The sequence below is a fragment of the Streptomyces sp. NPDC043680 genome (assembly GCF_056436685.1).
The window spans coordinates 40,407-55,284 of the sequence record NZ_JBWKCE010000005.1 but is presented as its reverse complement, the minus strand read 5'-3'; the positions used below and the strand labels follow the sequence as shown (position 1 = coordinate 55,284).

At 72.8% G+C, this 14,878-nt stretch carries 18 protein-coding genes; 12 read left to right on the top strand and 6 right to left on the bottom strand.

Annotated features, from left to right (window positions below; genetic code table 11):
* Window positions 1-60: 60 nt before the first annotated feature.
* Entirely contained in the window at window positions 61-951 is an 891-nt protein-coding gene (gene ypfJ, locus AC0666_RS12575) for a KPN_02809 family neutral zinc metallopeptidase (protein WP_468966654.1), read from the bottom strand.
* A gap of 278 nt (window positions 952-1,229) precedes the next feature.
* Between ypfJ and AC0666_RS12570 the strand changes: the two genes are divergently transcribed.
* The 8 genes from AC0666_RS12570 (at window position 1,230) to amaP (ending at window position 6,704) form a co-directional block, all read left to right on the top strand.
* Window positions 1,230-2,828: an ABC-F family ATP-binding cassette domain-containing protein gene (locus AC0666_RS12570; RefSeq protein WP_361716977.1), complete on the top strand. Its 1,599-nt coding sequence runs from the start codon at window positions 1,230-1,232 to the stop codon at window positions 2,826-2,828.
* Window positions 2,829-3,190: 362 nt separating this feature from the next.
* Window positions 3,191-3,412 (top strand): helix-turn-helix domain-containing protein, encoded by a 222-nt coding sequence (locus AC0666_RS12565; RefSeq protein ID WP_054222696.1) that lies wholly within the window; start codon window positions 3,191-3,193, stop codon window positions 3,410-3,412.
* Between the two features lie 163 nt (window positions 3,413-3,575).
* Entirely contained in the window at window positions 3,576-4,355 is a 780-nt protein-coding gene (locus AC0666_RS12560) for an enoyl-CoA hydratase/isomerase family protein (RefSeq protein ID WP_468584605.1), read from the top strand.
* A 144-nt stretch (window positions 4,356-4,499) separates the two neighbouring features.
* Window positions 4,500-4,931 (top strand): Asp23/Gls24 family envelope stress response protein, encoded by a 432-nt coding sequence (locus AC0666_RS12555; protein ID WP_468584604.1) that lies wholly within the window; start codon window positions 4,500-4,502, stop codon window positions 4,929-4,931.
* A gap of 11 nt (window positions 4,932-4,942) precedes the next feature.
* Complete coding sequence (locus tag AC0666_RS12550; protein ID WP_356849324.1) at window positions 4,943-5,125, top strand: hypothetical protein; 183 nt, start codon at window positions 4,943-4,945, stop codon at window positions 5,123-5,125.
* A gap of 7 nt (window positions 5,126-5,132) precedes the next feature.
* Window positions 5,133-5,525 (top strand): Asp23/Gls24 family envelope stress response protein, encoded by a 393-nt coding sequence (locus AC0666_RS12545; RefSeq protein WP_468966648.1) that lies wholly within the window; start codon window positions 5,133-5,135, stop codon window positions 5,523-5,525.
* A gap of 8 nt (window positions 5,526-5,533) precedes the next feature.
* Window positions 5,534-6,142 carry a DUF6286 domain-containing protein gene (locus AC0666_RS12540; RefSeq protein WP_468967555.1) on the top strand — a complete coding sequence of 203 codons (609 nt, stop codon included), beginning with the start codon at window positions 5,534-5,536 and terminating at the stop codon, window positions 6,140-6,142.
* Between the two features lie 4 nt (window positions 6,143-6,146).
* Window positions 6,147-6,704 (top strand): alkaline shock response membrane anchor protein AmaP, encoded by a 558-nt coding sequence (gene amaP, locus AC0666_RS12535; protein WP_468584600.1) that lies wholly within the window; start codon window positions 6,147-6,149, stop codon window positions 6,702-6,704.
* 115 nt (window positions 6,705-6,819) lie between these two features.
* On the opposite strand, the gene AC0666_RS12530 is transcribed toward amaP, so the two are convergent.
* The 5 genes from AC0666_RS12530 to AC0666_RS12510 all read right to left on the bottom strand — a co-directional run bounded on the left by AC0666_RS12530 (window position 6,820) and on the right by AC0666_RS12510 (window position 10,528).
* A complete protein-coding gene (locus tag AC0666_RS12530; protein WP_361716958.1) occupies window positions 6,820-7,575 on the bottom strand; it encodes an SDR family oxidoreductase in 756 nt (251 codons plus the stop codon).
* 9 nt (window positions 7,576-7,584) lie between these two features.
* Complete coding sequence (locus tag AC0666_RS12525) at window positions 7,585-8,379, bottom strand: SURF1 family cytochrome oxidase biogenesis protein (RefSeq protein ID WP_468966643.1); 795 nt, start codon at window positions 8,377-8,379, stop codon at window positions 7,585-7,587.
* A gap of 150 nt (window positions 8,380-8,529) precedes the next feature.
* On the bottom strand, window positions 8,530-8,763 hold the full coding sequence (locus tag AC0666_RS12520; protein ID WP_150210515.1) for a hypothetical protein: 234 nt from the start codon (window positions 8,761-8,763) through the stop codon (window positions 8,530-8,532).
* Between the two features lie 63 nt (window positions 8,764-8,826).
* On the bottom strand, window positions 8,827-9,804 hold the full coding sequence (locus tag AC0666_RS12515) for a DEDDh family exonuclease (RefSeq protein ID WP_468966641.1): 978 nt from the start codon (window positions 9,802-9,804) through the stop codon (window positions 8,827-8,829).
* Window positions 9,805-9,880: 76 nt separating this feature from the next.
* A complete protein-coding gene (locus AC0666_RS12510; protein ID WP_468966638.1) occupies window positions 9,881-10,528 on the bottom strand; it encodes a TetR/AcrR family transcriptional regulator in 648 nt (215 codons plus the stop codon).
* Window positions 10,529-10,642: 114 nt separating this feature from the next.
* Between AC0666_RS12510 and AC0666_RS12505 the strand changes: the two genes are divergently transcribed.
* Genes AC0666_RS12505 through AC0666_RS12490 form a run of 4 tightly spaced genes read left to right on the top strand, consistent with a single transcriptional unit; the run spans window position 10,643 to window position 14,860 of the window.
* Window positions 10,643-11,440, top strand: coding sequence for an acetoacetate decarboxylase family protein (locus AC0666_RS12505; RefSeq protein ID WP_478707569.1), 798 nt, complete (start codon window positions 10,643-10,645; stop codon window positions 11,438-11,440).
* A 1-nt stretch (window position 11,441) separates the two neighbouring features.
* Window positions 11,442-12,326 (top strand): SDR family NAD(P)-dependent oxidoreductase, encoded by an 885-nt coding sequence (locus AC0666_RS12500; protein WP_468966633.1) that lies wholly within the window; start codon window positions 11,442-11,444, stop codon window positions 12,324-12,326.
* Between the two features lie 12 nt (window positions 12,327-12,338).
* On the top strand, window positions 12,339-13,643 hold the full coding sequence (locus AC0666_RS12495) for an amidohydrolase family protein (protein WP_468966630.1): 1,305 nt from the start codon (window positions 12,339-12,341) through the stop codon (window positions 13,641-13,643).
* The gene (locus AC0666_RS12490; RefSeq protein ID WP_468966627.1) at window positions 13,640-14,860 is read left to right on the top strand and encodes an amidohydrolase family protein; all 1,221 of its coding nucleotides are present in this window, start codon (window positions 13,640-13,642) and stop codon (window positions 14,858-14,860) included. The genes AC0666_RS12495 and AC0666_RS12490 overlap by 4 nt, the downstream gene beginning before the upstream one ends.
* Window positions 14,861-14,878: the final 18 nt, after the last annotated feature.

The following is a 14,878-nucleotide window of genomic DNA, read 5'->3' as shown; positions in this document are numbered from 1 at the left end:
TGGCGAATGTGATCCAGGCCACAGCATGGCAGGCGCCGCCGAGGACCCGGGGGAGGGCAGTCAGCGGAAGGTGTTGCACTGGGCCATGTCGCCCGTGCGGTACCCCTGGTAGAACCACTGCTGGCGCTGCGCGGCCGATCCGTGCGTCCAGGACTCCGGGGTCACCCGGCCCTGGAACTTCTCCTGGATCCGGTCGTCGCCCACCGCGGCGGCCGCGTCCAGGCCGTCCCGGATGTCCTGGTCGGTGAGCGTGGTGATCAGTGGCCTGCCCGTGGACTCGTCCGGGGTCCGCGTCGCGTTGTGCGCCCACACCCCGGCGTAGCAGTCGGCCTGGAGCTCGACCTTGACCGCGTTGCTGTTCGCCCCCTGCTGCCCGTCCTGTGCCCTGCGCAGGGTGCCTGTCAGGTTCTGGACGTGGTGCCCGTACTCGTGCGCGACGACGTACGCCTGGGCGAAGGGGCCGCCGTTCGCGCCGAACTGCGTCCGCAGCTGCTCGAAGAACCCCAGGTCCAGGTAGACCTTCCGGTCGGAGGGGCAGTAGAAGGGGCCGACCGCCGAGGTGGCCGCACCGCAGGCGGTGTTCACCCGGCCGGTGAAGAAGACCGTGGAGGCCGGGGTGTACGTCCCGCCGCGGCGGGCGAGCTCCTGGCGCCAGAAGTCCTGCGTGCTGTTGACGACCGCCACCAGCCGGCAGTCCTCCCGCGCGTTCGCGTCCCGCCCCTTCCGGCAGGACTGCTGCACCTCGCTGAGGCCCGAGGAGGTGGCCTGCGGTTCCGGGTTCCCGGAGGACAGCCCCAGCTGGTCCGGGCTCACGCCGAAGATGATGCCGAGGATCAGCGCGATCAGCCCCGCGATGCCGCCGCCGATCGTCGCCCGGCCGCCGGGGATGCGGCTGCCGCGCTGGTCGCTGACCTCGGACGTGTCCAGATTGGCGTCGTCGTCGAACTGCATCCCGCACCGCCCTCGCTTGCGCATGCTCTGCACGTGGCCCGCACACGGCCGCCTCTGCGGCGAGTATCGCCCGCTCTGGGCCGGTATGCGCCCCGGCCCAGAGCGGGCCGGACCGTGCGGGCGGACGCGGGCGCGCCCACCCCCCGGTCCGCGTGCCCGGAAAGTAGTTGCGCACCCCCGGTAGAATGAATCGCATGGCAAATCTCCTCGCGGATTAGCGGCGTCGAAGCTCGCGCCCTGCCCCCCTTCCGCCGTCCCCACCGCCCTGGAGTATTTCCGTGATCACCGCCACCGGCATCGAGCTGCGCGCCGGCGCCCGCGTCCTCATCGAGTCCGCCTCCTTCCGCGTCGCCAAGGGCGACCGCATCGGCCTGGTCGGCCGCAACGGAGCGGGCAAGACCACCCTCACCAAGTGCCTCGCGGGCGAGGGACAGCCCGCCGCCGGCACCATCACCCGTTCGGGCGAGGTCGGCTACCTCCCGCAGGACCCCCGTACCGGCGACCTCGACGTGCTCGCCCGCGACCGGATCCTCTCCGCCCGCGGCCTGGACGTCCTGCTGCGCAAGATGCGGATGAACGAGGAGCGCATCGCCACCGGCTCCGGCGCCACGCGCGACAAGGCCCTGCGCCAGTACGAGCGCCAGGAGACCGAGTTCCTGACCAAGGGCGGTTACGCCGCCGAGTCGGAGGCCGCCACCATCTCGGCGGCCCTCGGCCTGCCCGACCGGGTGCTCGGCCAGCCGCTGCACACGCTCTCCGGCGGTCAGCGCCGCCGTGTCGAGCTCGCCCGGATCCTGTTCTCGGACGCCGACACCCTGCTCCTCGACGAGCCCACCAACCACCTCGACGCCGACTCGATCGTGTGGCTGCGGGACTACCTGAAGAACTACCGCGGCGGCTTCATCGTGATCTCCCACGACGTCGACCTGGTGGAGACCGTCGTGAACAAGGTCTTCTACCTGGACGCCAACCGGTCCCAGATCGACGTCTACAACATGGGCTGGAAGCTCTACCAGCAGCAGCGCGAAGCCGACGAGAAGCGCCGCAAGCGCGAGCGCCAGAACGCCGAGAAGAAGGCCGCGGCCCTGAATGCCCAGGCCGACAAGATGCGCGCCAAGGCGACCAAGACCGTCGCCGCGCAGAACATGGCCAAGCGCGCCGACCGCCTGCTGTCGGGCCTGGAGGCCGTCCGCGTCTCCGACAAGGTCGCCAAGCTGCGCTTCCCCGACCCGGCGCCCTGTGGCAAGACCCCGCTGACCGCCGAGGGCCTCTCGAAGTCGTACGGCTCCCTGGAGATCTTCACCGACGTCGACCTGGCCATCGACAAGGGCTCCCGCGTGGTCATCCTCGGCCTCAACGGCGCCGGCAAGACCACCCTGCTGCGCCTGCTGTCCGGCACCGAGAAGCCCGACACCGGCACCGTGATCCCCGGCCACGGCCTCAAGCTCGGCTACTACGCCCAGGAGCACGAGACCCTCGACCCCGAGCGCAGCGTCCTGGAGAACATGCGCTCCTCCGCCCCGGACCTCGACCTGGTCAGCGTGCGCAAGACGCTCGGCTCGTTCCTGTTCTCCGGCGACGACGTCGACAAGCCGGCCGGGGTCCTCTCCGGTGGCGAGAAGACCCGCCTGGCCCTGGCCACGCTGGTCGTCTCCTCCGCGAACGTGCTGCTCCTGGACGAGCCCACCAACAACCTCGACCCGGCCAGCCGCGAGGAGATCCTGGGCGCGCTGCGCACCTACAAGGGCGCCGTCATCCTCGTCACGCACGACGAGGGCGCGGTCGAGGCGCTGGAGCCGGAGCGGATCATCCTGCTCCCGGACGGCGTCGAGGACCTGTGGGGCCCGGACTACCGGGACCTCGTCGCCCTCGCCTGAGGTCGCCGCGCGCGCCGATCGGGTTGATCCAGTTCCTTATGGATCATTCGGCTCAGGCGTGATCCATCATCTGAGTGAGACGGTCTCGTACCGCTGCGCTCTGTACGACGGCCCCGGCCGCGCCCGTCCGGGCGCGCCACCGGGGCCGTCGCTTTCCCCCGCCGCCCGCCCTGACCTGGTGGTTTCCCGTGGGCGCGAGGAAGTGTGACGGACGTCATGCAGCGGAAGAACAGATTCCGTTCTGCTCGGGTGTCCACTCCTCGGGAAATGCCGTCGTACCGACCTTGCTGAATGGGTGGCCAGGAAGCCGGGGAGGGGTGATCATGAGAAGTCCAGAGCGCACTTCCCATGAGGAGGCACGGGTGGCCGAGACTCTGAAGAAGGGCAGCCGGGTAACCGGCGCCGCGCGCGACAAGCTCGCGGCAGACCTGAAGAAGAAGTACGACTCCGGTGCGAGTATCCGGGCGCTGGCCGAGGAAACCGGCCGGTCCTACGGATTCGTCCACCGGATGCTCAGCGAGTCCGGAGTCGTGCTGCGTGGTCGCGGTGGTGCGACGCGCGGCAAGAAGGCGGCTACGGCCTGACCCGCCTCCCGGCCGTGAGGCCAGGGTGCGGGGAGCGCGACTTTAGCCTGCCCACACCGCGGTTCCTTCGGTGACCCCCGGTCGGCCATCCGGCCGACCGGGTGGTTACTGTGCAGTCACTTGGGCCGAGATCGCGGCCCGACTGCACACCGGAGGCACCCAGATGGCTCTGCTCGACAAGGACGGCGTACGGCTCACCGTCGACGACACGGTCGCGACGGTGACACTGACCAATCCGGCCAAGCGAAACGCTCAGTCCCCCGCGCTCTGGCGGGCGTTGACGGAGGCCGGAAGGTCGCTGCCGGGCACCGTCCGGGTCGTGGTGCTGCGTGGTGAGGGCAAGTCCTTCTCCGCCGGGCTCGACCGGCAGGCGTTCACCCCCGAGGGCTTCGAGGGTGAGCCGTCCTTCCTCGATCTGGCGCGCGGTCCGGAGGAACTGCTCGACTCCACCATCGCCGAGTACCAGGAGGCGTTCACCTGGTGGCGGCGGCCCGACATCGTGTCCATCGCCGCCGTGCAGGGCCACGCGATCGGTGCCGGCTTCCAGCTCGCGCTGGCGTGCGACCTCCGCGTGGTGGCGGACGACGTGCAGTTCGCCATGCGCGAGACCAGCCTCGGCCTCGTGCCCGACCTGGCGGGCACGCAGCCGCTGACCTCCCTCGTCGGCTACGCCCGCGCGCTGGAGATCTGTGCCACCGGCCGCTTCGTGCACGCCGAGGAGGCCGAGCGGGTCGGACTGGCCAACCTGGTGGTCCCGGCCGGTGAACTCGACGCCGCCGTCCAGGACCTCACCACCGCCCTGCTCGCCCCGGCGCGCGATGCGGTGATCGAGACGAAGGCCCTGCTCCGGGACGCGCTGTCCCGCCCCTACGACGACCAGCGCGCCGCCGAGCGTGCCGCCCAGGCCCGCCGCCTGCGCGATCTCGCGGGCCTCTCCGACTGACCCTTCCCCTGCCCACCGCCGACCGGGTGTCGCCCTCCCCCTCACCACCGCGGGACGGCGGCGCCTTCGGTGTCGTCCCGGGCGCGGCCGAGCCCCCGCGCTTACCGTGGTCGGAGTGAGTCCACCCGCGCGAAGGGACACGCGATGACCGAATCCGCATCCGGGGGCGCCGCACGCGACGCGGGCGACCGCGGCCGCACCACCATCGCCGACGGCGTCGTCGAGAAGATCGCCGGACTCGCCGCCCGCGAGGTGGTCGGCGTCCACGCCATGGGCAGCGGCAGCGGACTGTCCCGTACCTTCGGCGCCGTCCGCGACCGCGTCCCCGGCGGGGCCAAGTCGTCCGTCAGCCGGGGCGTGAAGGCAGAGGTCGGCGAGGTGCAGACGGCCCTCGACCTGGAGATCGTCGTCGACTACGGCGTCGCGATCCGCGACGTGGCCCGGGCCGTCCGGCTGAACGTCATCGCGGCGGTCGAGCGGATGACCGGCCTGGAGGTCGTCGAGGTCAACATCGCGGTCAGCGACGTCAAGCTTCCCGACGAGCCCGACGAGGAGCCGGAGACCCGGCTCCAGTAGAGGAGGGCTCCATGAGGATGGCGGTCGCCGGCATGTTCGCCGGCATGGCTCTGGCCTTCGCCGGGTACTTCGGCGGGTTCGGGGCCTTCCTGCTGGTGGCGGCGCTCGGCGCCATCGGCTTCGTCGTCGGCCGGTTCCTGGACGGGGACCTGGAACCCGGCGACTTCTTCCGCCCCCGCGACCGGGGCAGGTGAGGCCGCGGTGAGCAGTACGCCGCGGGCGACTCCGCCCCGGGTGCCACCCGCCGACCGCGGAGCCACCCGTATCGCCGACCGGGTCGTCGCCAAGATCGCGGCCCGGGCGGCGCGGGAGGTACTGGTCGGGCGGCCTTCCGGCGGACCGGCCGCCGAGGCGGGGCCGGCCGCGCCGCATGCCACGGTGACGGTGCACCACGACATCGCCCGGGTGCGGGTGAGCCTGGAGCTCGCCTACCCCTCGGACCTGGGCGCCCAGTGTGCGGCCGTGCGCCGCAACGTCGCCCTCCGCATCGAGGAGTGCGCCGGCATGGCGGTGCCCGAGGTGGACATCGACATCGAGCACCTGCACCCGGCGCAGACGGGTTCCGCCACCGTACGGGACCGGAAGCTGCGGTGAGCGCGGGAATGCGGTCCGCCGGTGCCCGGCCCGCTCGTGCCCGCCCTGCCCGCGGCCGGCCCCGTCGGTTCCGGTCCGCCCGGCGCGTTCCGGCTGCGTTGACCGCACTCCTGGTGCTGGGCACCGCGGGGCTGTTCCTGTACGACCTCGCGGCCGTACGCGCCCACCGCCCGGGGATGCGCTGGCGGCGCGAGCTCGTCGGCCGGCTGGCGCGGCAGACCCCGGCGGACACCGGGGTGCTGGTGGGCGCCGGGGTGCTGGTGGCGGCCGGGCTGGTGCTGATGGTGCTGGCGCTGACCCCGGGGCTGCGCGGGATCCTGCCGATGCGGGTGTCCGGTCCGGACGTACGGGCCGGGCTCGGGCGCAGGGCGGCCGCGCAGGTGCTGCGGGACCGGGCGATGGAGGTGTCCGGGGTGCGGTCGGCGCGGGTGAAGGTCGGCCGCACCCGCATCACGGTGCGGGCCGCCTCGCACTTCCGCGAGCTGGACGACGTACGGGCCGACCTGGACGAGGTCCTCGCCGTCGGCATCGCAGAACTGGGGCTCGCCGAGGCCGGCGAAGGTGCCCCGGCAACGCGGGTACGGGTGGGCCGGGCCGCCGTCGGGGGAAAGGGGTGAGCGCGTGCTGGGGACGGTGAACCGGATCCTGCTCGGGGTGGTCGGCGCGGTGCTGACGGCCGCGGGGGTCCTGGTGCTGACGGCGTCGAGGCCGCTGGGCGGGCGGCACCGGCCGCTGCTGGCGGAGGCGACCCGGCGGCGCCACTGGCATGCCGAGGGCTGGTGGTGGTGGGTGGAGCTCGCCGGGCTCGGCCTGTGCGTCCTGCTCGCGCTGTGGTGGCTGCTGGCGCAGCTGCGGCGGTCGCGGCTGGCGGCGCTGGTGGTCGACACCGGCGACGGGGCGTTCGCGGTGCTGCGGGGGCGGGCGCTGGAGGAGGCGGTGGCCGCGGAGGTGGGGGCGGTGGAGGGGGTGGCCCGGTGCAGGGTCGCGCTGCGGGGGAGGAGGGGGGCGCCGGCGCTGCGGGTGGCGGTGGAACTGGAGCCGTACGCGGTGCCGGCCGATGCGCTGGCCGCGCTCGAAGGCCCGGTCCTGACCCACGCCCGCACCTCGGCCGCGCTCCCGGCCCTCCCGACGGAGGCCCGCCTGGAGGTCAGGGCCCACCGCCCCCGCCGGGTCACGTGACGCCGCGGTCGGGGACCCACGGCGCCGCCCCGCGCCGCCCGGTGGCCCCGGGCGGTGGCGGGGCCCCACCCGGGACAGCGCCAGGGACAGCGCCCGGGCAGGGCTGCGGGCGGAGTCAGAAGCCGTGGCGGGTGCCGCCGTCGACGGGGAGCATGATGCCGGTCAGGTACGAGGCCGCCGGCGAGAGCAGGAAGGCCGCCGCGCGCCCGAACTCCTCCGGCGTGCCGTAGCGCCTCAGCGGGATCCCGGCCTCGTTGGCCGCCCGCGTTCCCTCCGGGTCTCCGGACAGCGCGTCCAGCTCGCGGACCCGGTCCGTGTCGATGCGGGCGGGCAGCAGCCCGACCACCCGGACCCCGCGCGGCCCCAGTTCCACCGACAGGGACTTCGCGAAGCCCGCCAGGCCCGGCCGCAGGCCGTTCGAGATGGTCAGACCGGGGATCGGCTCGTGGACCGAACCCGACAGGACGAAGCCGATGACCCCGCCCTCGCCCAGTTCGGCCGCCGCGGCCCGGGCCAGTCGTACCGCGCCCAGGAAGACCGACTCGAACGCCGCCGTCCACTGTGCGTCGGTGTTGTCCGCCGCCCAGCCCGGCGCCGGTCCGCCCACGCTGATGAGGATGCCGTCGATGCGGCCGAAGCGTTCCTTCGCCGTGGCGATGAGCCGGGACGCCGCTTCGGGGTCGGAGTTGTCCGCGGCCACGCCCACCGCGTTCGGGCCCAATTCGGCCGCCGCGTCCTGCGCGCGCTTCGCGTCCCGGCCCGACACGATCACCTTCGCGCCGTCGGCCGCCAGTTCACGCGCCGAGGCGAAGCCGAGGCCCCGGGTGGCTCCGGTGACGACGTACACGCGGTCCTTCAGTCCAAGATCCATGCGGACACGCTACGCCGTCGTCGCCGGCTCCCGCTCGGGGGATCCGCCGACGGCGGCCGCCGCCTCACGGTCGCGCTTCTCGCGCCGTACGAGGACCAGCCACCCGAGCGGAACGGCCGACGCGAACAGCCACCACTGCACGGCGTACGCCATGTGCGGGCCGATCGAGTCGTGGTCGGGTTCGGCGACCGGCTCGGGCTTCCCGTCCGCGGGTACCGGGGCGGTGAGTTCCAGGTAGCCGCCGAGCACGGGCTTGCCCAGGTACTCCGCCTGCTGCCCGCTGTTGATCAGCATCACCTGGCGCTCCGGCAGGCCCTTGCGGTCCTTGATGCCGCTGGCGCCGCTTGTTTCGTCGGCCTTCAGCCGCCCGGTGACCGTCACCTCGCCCGGGGGCGCGGCCGGCACCGGCGGGTAGGCGCGGGGGTCGTCGCCGCCCGCCACCCAGCCGCGGTTGACCAGGACGACCCGGCCGTCGCCCAGCACCAGCGGGGTCAGGACCTGGAAACCGACCTTGTCGTCGTTGGAGGTGCGCATCCGGACGACGACCTCGTGCGCGGTGTCGTACGTACCGGTGGCGGTGACGGCGCGCCAGTAGTCGGACCTCGGCACCACGTGGCCGGGGGAGCTGACCTCGGCCATCGGGACCGGCTTCGCGGTCAGGTTCGAGGCGATCAGCTCGTTCTGCGCGACCCGGTGCTCATGGCGGTGGTACTGCCAGAACCCCAGCCTGACCATCACGGGGATGAGGACGAGGGCGAGGAGGGTGAGGCACACCCACTGCCGGGTCAGCACAAAGCGGTACACGCCCACGACGGTACCTCCAGCCGCGTGGACCCCGGCGGCCGGGTGGCCGTCCGGGGTCGGGAGACGGAGCGGGAGACGGGGGTGCCGGACGGGGGAGACCGGCGGGGAGGGAGGGACGGGATGGGGGAGGGGATGGGGACGGGGGCCGGGTCAGACGCGGTCGACGATGCCCACCTTCCCTTCCGCGCGGGCGCAGTGCGCCCCGCAGAACCACTGGCCCTCGACCTCGACTCCCTGCCCGATGATCTGCACCCGGCAGTGCTCGCAGATGGGCGCCATGCGGTGGATGGCGCACGAGAAGCAGTCGAAGACGTGCACCGCGCCCTGCGCGTGCACCTCGAAGGACATTCCGTAATCGTTTCCGCAGACCTCACAACGTGCCATGCGCCACAGGGTGGGACCGCAGAGCGAGCCGGAGAAGCGGGCGCCGGGCGAGTCGCCCGACGCTCACCCGTCTGCCGCAGCCACGTCCCGCAACAGCTGGGTGAAGGCCGCCTCGTCCACCACCGGGGTGCCGAAGGACTTCGCCTTGACCGTCTTGGAGGTCGCCGAGTCGGGGTCGTTCGTCACGAGCAGGCTCGTGAGCCGCGACACACTCGATGCGATGTGCAGGCCCGCCTCGACCGCCCGGTCCTCCAGCAGCTCCCGGTCCACCGAGGTGTCCCCCGAAAAGGCGATCCGCATGCCCTGTTTGAGGGGTTTGCCGTCCTCGAACCGACCCGGATTCGGGTACGGGCACGGGGGGCGCTTGCGGGAGGGCCGCCAACTGCCGCCCCGGTACGAGGGCTGGTAGCCGACCCGCGGCGTGACGGGGGAGTCCGACCACTCCGTCAGCGGCCGGCATTCCAGCAGCGGCAGCCGTACGCCGTCCCGCGCGGCCGCGTGCAGCGAAGGGCGGAAGGCCTCCGCGAGGACGCGCGCGTCGTCGAGCGCGTGGTGGGCGCGCTGCTGGACCACGCCGAAGTGGGCGGCGAGGGACTCCAGCTTGTGGTTGGGCAGCGGGAGGTTCAGCTCCTTCGACAGGGCGATCGTGCACAGCCGCTGGCGGACCGGCACGGTCCCGGCGGCCCGCGCGTACTCACGGGCGATCATCTGCCAGTCGAAGATGGCGTTGTGCGCGACCAGCACCCGGTCCGCGAGGCGGCCCGAGAACTCCTCGGCGATGTCCTTGAAGAGCGGCGCGTCCTGGAGCATGTCGCTGGTCAGACCGTGGATCCACACCGGCCCCGGATCCCGCTGCGGGTTGACCAGGGTGTACCAGTGGTCCTCCACGTTGCCCTGCGCGTCGAGCCGGTAGACGGCGGCGGAGATGATCCGGTCGTCGCGAGCGAGTCCGGTCGTCTCCACGTCGACGACCGCATACCCCTCCGGGTACGCGGTCGGCCACGACGTCTCTGCGGTTGTACGGTCGGCGAGCATGGTCACAGAGGATATCGGCCCCGACTGACACCGCTGCCCGGGACGGTGGGCCCGCCTCACGGTGCATCAGCGCCCCGCCGCATCAGTGCCCTGCCGCATCAGCGCCCTGGGGGTCCGAGGACAGGAGGGAGCGTACGAGGGCCCGCGTCGACAGCAGGAACAGCCGTTCCGGATCCGCCGGGCGGGCCAGGGCCCGGGCGAGCGGCGGATCGTGGGGGGCGGTGGCCGGCTCCCAGAGGTCGCTCTCGGCGGGGGACTGGGCGGGGGAGCGCTCGCGGTTGCGCTCGACGAGGACGAAGCCGACGATCTGGAACTGGATCGCGCGCACCGCGTCGGCGGCCCGGGTGCCGCGCAGTCCCGCCGCGTGCACCTCGTGCACCAGCGCCTGCTGGGCCGGCAGGAACATCCGCTCGGTGAGTCCGCGCTCGTGGACCATCGCGATCAGGTGCGGGCGCGCGCGCAGCTCGCGGCGCAGGATCCGCGCCACGGAGAGGATGCGCTCGCCCGGGGTGCTGCCGGCCGGGCGGACCGCGCCCATCTGCTCGACGGTCCGTTCCACGAGTGCGTCCAGAAGCGATTCGCGGTTGCCGACGTGCCAGTAGATGGAGGTCACCGCCGTGCCGAGCTCGGCGGCGAGCTTGCGCATGGTGAGGGCGGCCGGGCCGTGCTGCTTGACCAGGGAGGCAGCCGCCTCCAGGACCTCGTCGCGGGTCAGCGCGGTTCTGGCCATGGTCCGGGATCCGCCCATCTGTCGAGTCGTCAGTTCTGGTCGTGCGAGGGTCTTTACCCTTCATCGCCCGCGGTGTAACTGTGTTACAGAACCGACCGAAGGGTGGTGCGAGAGATGGCACGCGTACGGTACGGAGCGCGCACCGAGGCCGAGATCGCGGCGTCGCGCGAAAAGAGTTCCCGGCTCCCCGACATCTGGTCCACCGGTGTGGTGGCGGTGTGGGAGAGCGACCCGGACCTGGTGGCGGCGGTCCTGCCGCCGCCGCTGAAGCCCGCCGAGCGGCCCCTCGTACGGGCCAACATCAGCAAGGTCGACCTCCCCGGCTACCCCCTCGGCGCCGGCTCGGTCGCCGTCGCCGCACGGCACGGCGGGGTCGCGGGCTGGTACCCGCTGGTCATGCCGATGACCCACGAGCGCGCGCTGGTCGGCGGCCGCGAGGTGTTCGGCGAGCCGAAGAAACTGGGCGAGGTCACCGTCGAGCGCGAGGGGCTCGTCGTACGCGCCGCCCTCGCCCGGCGCGGGATCGCGTTCGTGGAGGTGCGCGGTGCGGTGGACCGCGAGCTGCCGCTGCCCGAGCCCACCACCAGGACCGACTTCTACTTCAAGTTCCTGCCCGGAGTGGACGGTTCGGGCTTCGACGCCGACCCCGTCCTCGTGCACTGCACCCGCAACGAGACGGTGCGCAAGCTGGAGCACATCACCGGGGACGTGGTGCTCCGCGAGTCGATGTTCGACCCCGTGGCCGACCTCCCCGTACGCCGGATCGTGGAGATCACCATCGGCGAGAAGATCACCGACCAGCAGGGCCGGGTCGTCGAGCGGGTCAGCGCCCAGGCCCTGCTGCCGTACATCCACCAGCGCTACGACGACCCGATGCAGATCCTCGACGGCCCGCCGGAAGGGAGTGCGTGAGATGCGGCTCGCACCGGGACAGGTGGCCGTCGTCACCGGCGCCGCCGGCGGGATCGGCCTCGCCATGGCCCGCCGCTTCGCCGCCGAGGGCCTCAAGGTCGTCCTCGCCGACGTGGAGGAGGGCGCCCTGCACAAGGCCGCCGACGACCTGGCCGAGGAGGGCGCCGAGGTCCTCGCCCGGCTCGTGGACGTCGCCGACCGCGATTCCGTGACCGCGCTCGCCGACGCCGCGTACGAGGCCTTCGGAGCCGTCCACGTGCTCTGCAACAACGCGGGCGTCGGCTCGGGCGCCGAGGGCCGGATGTGGGAGCACGAACCCAACGACTGGAAATGGGCCTTCTCCGTCAACGTGTGGGGCGTCTTCCACGGCATCCAGGCCTTCGTCCCCCGCATGATCGCCGGCGGCGGCCCCGGGCACGTCGTCAACACCTCCTCCGGCGACGGCGGCATCGCCCCCCTGCCCACCGCCTCCGTGTACGCCGTCACCAAGGCGGCCGTCGTCACCATGACCGAATCCCTGTACGCCCACCTCAGGGCGGAGCGCGCGCCCGTCGGCGCCTCCGTCCTCTTCCCCGGACCGCACATGCTGCGCACGGGGCTGTGGGAGTCCCACCGCAACCGGCCCGAGCGGTACGCGAAGCAGCGGCCGCGCAGGACCCCGTACCGCACCCTGGACCAGTACGAGGCCGCCATGCGCGAGGCCGGCCACGAGGTGCGGTTCACCCCGGTCGAGGAGGTCGCCGAGCACGTCGTCGACGGCATCCGCACCGACCGCTTCTGGATGCTTCCGGCGAGCGAGCACAGCGACCGGCAGATCCGCGCCCGGTCGCAGTCGATGCTCGACCGGGCCAACCCCGCCTACCTGGAAAGCTTCATCCTCGACTGAGGGGGCTCAGCCGTGTCCGACGACGCGCACGCAGACCGGTACGAAGACCCGTACCTGATCATCTCCTCCGACTGCCACGCCGGTCTGCCGACCGAGCGGTACCGCCCGTACCTGGAGCGGAAGTTCCATCCGCAGTTCGACGAGTTCCTCGGCCAACGCGAGGCCCGGCGGGAGGAGGCGACCCGCCTGGGCGTCCGCAACGAGGCGTTCGCCGAGAAGTGGTTCCACGACCACGAAGAAGGCCTCAAGGGCGGCTGGGACGTGGCCCAGCGGCTCAAGGAGCTCGACGGCGACGGCGTCGCCGCCGAGGTCGTCTTCCCCGACGCGGACGCCGTCGACAGCCAGACCGCCGCGCCCTTCGGGGTGGGCCTCGGGCTCTCCGGCGACCAGGACCCCGAACTCGGCATGGCGGGCGCCCAGGCCCACAACCGCTGGCTGGCCGAGTTCGTCGCACAGCACCCCGAGCGCCACTGCGGGGTCGCGCTGCTGCCCATCACCGGCGAGCCGGCGAAGGTCGTCGCCGAGATCCACCGGGCGAAGGAGTCCGGCCTGGGCGCGCTGATGATCCCCTCCATGTGGGTGGACAAGGCGCCCTACCACGACCGGCGCTACGACCCGGTCTGGGCGGCCGCCGCCGAGACGGCGATGCCGATCGTGACCCACTCGGGCGCCGCACCCCGCCACGAGTACGGCGACCACCTCGGCATCTACGTCTCCGAGGTCACCTGGTGGCCGGCCCGCCCCCTGTGGTTCCTGCTGTGGTCCGGGGTCTTCGAGCGGCACCCCGGGCTGAGGTTCGGCGTGGCCGAGTCGGGCTGCTGGTGGCTGCCGAACCAGCTGTGGTTCATGGACCGGCTCTACCTGGGCGCGCACGGCGGCAAGAAGCTCTCGCCGTTCGCGGAGCTGAAGCGGCCGCCGAGCGAGTACCTGGACCGCCAGGTCTTCATCTGCGCGACCAACACCAAGCGGCGCGAGCTGGCGCAGCGCTACGAGATCGGCGTGGACAACATCCTGTGGGGCTCGGACTTCCCGCACCCGGAGGGAACCTGGCCGAACACCCGCAGCTGGCTGCGCACCACCTTCCACGACATCCCGGTCGCGGAGACCCGCCGGATGCTGGGCCTGGCGGCGGCCGAGGTCTTCGGCTTCGACGCGGCCGAGCTCGCCCCGATCGCCCGCCGGATCGGGCCGACGCCGGCGGAACTCGGCCAGTCCCCGGACCAGGCGGCGGTGGAGGCCTCCTGGGCGCGCTCGCGGGAGGTGGGCCGGCACTGGCTGACGGAGAACGACTTCCCGGTGCTGGGGGTCTCGTCATGACGGGGGACCGCTACACGGTGATCTCGGCGGACTGCCACGCGGGCGCCGACCTGCTCGACTACAAGCCGTACCTGGAGAAGCGCCATCACGAGGATTTCGACGCCTGGGCCGCCACGTACGTGAACCCGTACGAGGACCTCCTCGCGGACACGGCGGACCGCAACTGGAACTCCCAGCGCCGGCTGACGGAGCTGGAGGCGGACGGCATCGTCGCCGAGGTCGTCTTCCCCAACACCATCCCGCCGTTCTTCCCCAAGGCCTCCCTGATGGCCCAGCCGCCGACGGCCGCGGAGTACGCGATGCGGTGGGCCGGCCTCCAGGCCCACAACCGCTGGCTGGCGGACTTCTGCGCGGACGCCCCGGGCCGGCGGGCCGGCGTGGCGCAGATCCTGCTGAACGACGTCGACGAGGCGGTGCGGGAGATCCGCCGCACGAGGGAGGCGGGCCTGACCGGCGGGATCCTGCTGCCGGGCGTCCCGCCCGGCTCGCCGGTCCCCGAGCTCCACTCGGCCGCGTACGACCCCGTCTGGGCGGTGTGCGAGGAACTGGACGTGCCGGTCAACCACCACGGCGGCTCGGCCTCGCCGCCGCTCGGCGACGAACCGGCGGCCCGGGCCGTCTTCATGGTGGAGACCACCTGGTTCTCGCACCGCGCGCTGTGGCACCTGATCTTCGGCGGTGCCTTCCACCGCCACCCGGGGCTCAAGCTGGTGCTGACGGAGCAGGGCTCCGGCTGGATCCCGGGCGTGCTGGAGATGCTGGACTACTACCACGGCCGCCTGGTCGCGGCCTCCGCCACGGCCGAGTCCAAGTTCGGGGCCGGCCTCGCCGACTCCATGGGCCGGGGCCCCAGCGAGGTCTGGCGGGACAACTGCTTCGTGGGGGCGAGCTTCATGCGCCCGCACGAGGTGCCGCTGCGGGAGCGGATCGGCCTCGACAAGATCATGTGGGGCAGCGACTACCCCCACGACGAGGGCACCACCCCCTTCTCCCGCGAAGGCCTGCGCATCGCGTACGCGGGCCTGCCGAGGGAGGAAGTGGCGGCGATGGTCGGCGGCAACGCGGCCCGCGTCTACGGCTTCGACCTGGCCCGGCTGGACGCGCTGGCGGCGAAGCACGGCCCGCTGGTCTCGGAGATCGCCGAACCGTTGACCCGGATCCCCCCGGAGGCCACCAGCCCGGCCTTCGCCCGCGGGGGGTCGGTCCGGGTCTGGTGACGACGGCTCCCGCCGGGC

Coding starts and splice junctions, on each gene's coding strand:
- AC0666_RS12560 (WP_468584605.1), top strand. CDS start 3,576: ATGGCTCTGCTCGACAAGGACGGCGTACGGCTCACCGTCGACGACACG.
- AC0666_RS12500 (WP_468966633.1), top strand. CDS start 11,442: ATGCGGCTCGCACCGGGACAGGTGGCCGTCGTCACCGGCGCCGCCGGC.
- ypfJ (WP_468966654.1), bottom strand. CDS start 951: ATGCAGTTCGACGACGACGCCAATCTGGACACGTCCGAGGTCAGCGAC.
- AC0666_RS12550 (WP_356849324.1), top strand. CDS start 4,943: ATGAGGATGGCGGTCGCCGGCATGTTCGCCGGCATGGCTCTGGCCTTC.
- AC0666_RS12555 (WP_468584604.1), top strand. CDS start 4,500: ATGACCGAATCCGCATCCGGGGGCGCCGCACGCGACGCGGGCGACCGC.
- AC0666_RS12540 (WP_468967555.1), top strand. CDS start 5,534: ATGCGGTCCGCCGGTGCCCGGCCCGCTCGTGCCCGCCCTGCCCGCGGC.
- AC0666_RS12510 (WP_468966638.1), bottom strand. CDS start 10,528: ATGGCCAGAACCGCGCTGACCCGCGACGAGGTCCTGGAGGCGGCTGCC.
- AC0666_RS12505 (WP_478707569.1), top strand. CDS start 10,643: ATGGCACGCGTACGGTACGGAGCGCGCACCGAGGCCGAGATCGCGGCG.
- AC0666_RS12520 (WP_150210515.1), bottom strand. CDS start 8,763: ATGGCACGTTGTGAGGTCTGCGGAAACGATTACGGAATGTCCTTCGAG.
- AC0666_RS12490 (WP_468966627.1), top strand. CDS start 13,640: ATGACGGGGGACCGCTACACGGTGATCTCGGCGGACTGCCACGCGGGC.
- AC0666_RS12530 (WP_361716958.1), bottom strand. CDS start 7,575: ATGGATCTTGGACTGAAGGACCGCGTGTACGTCGTCACCGGAGCCACC.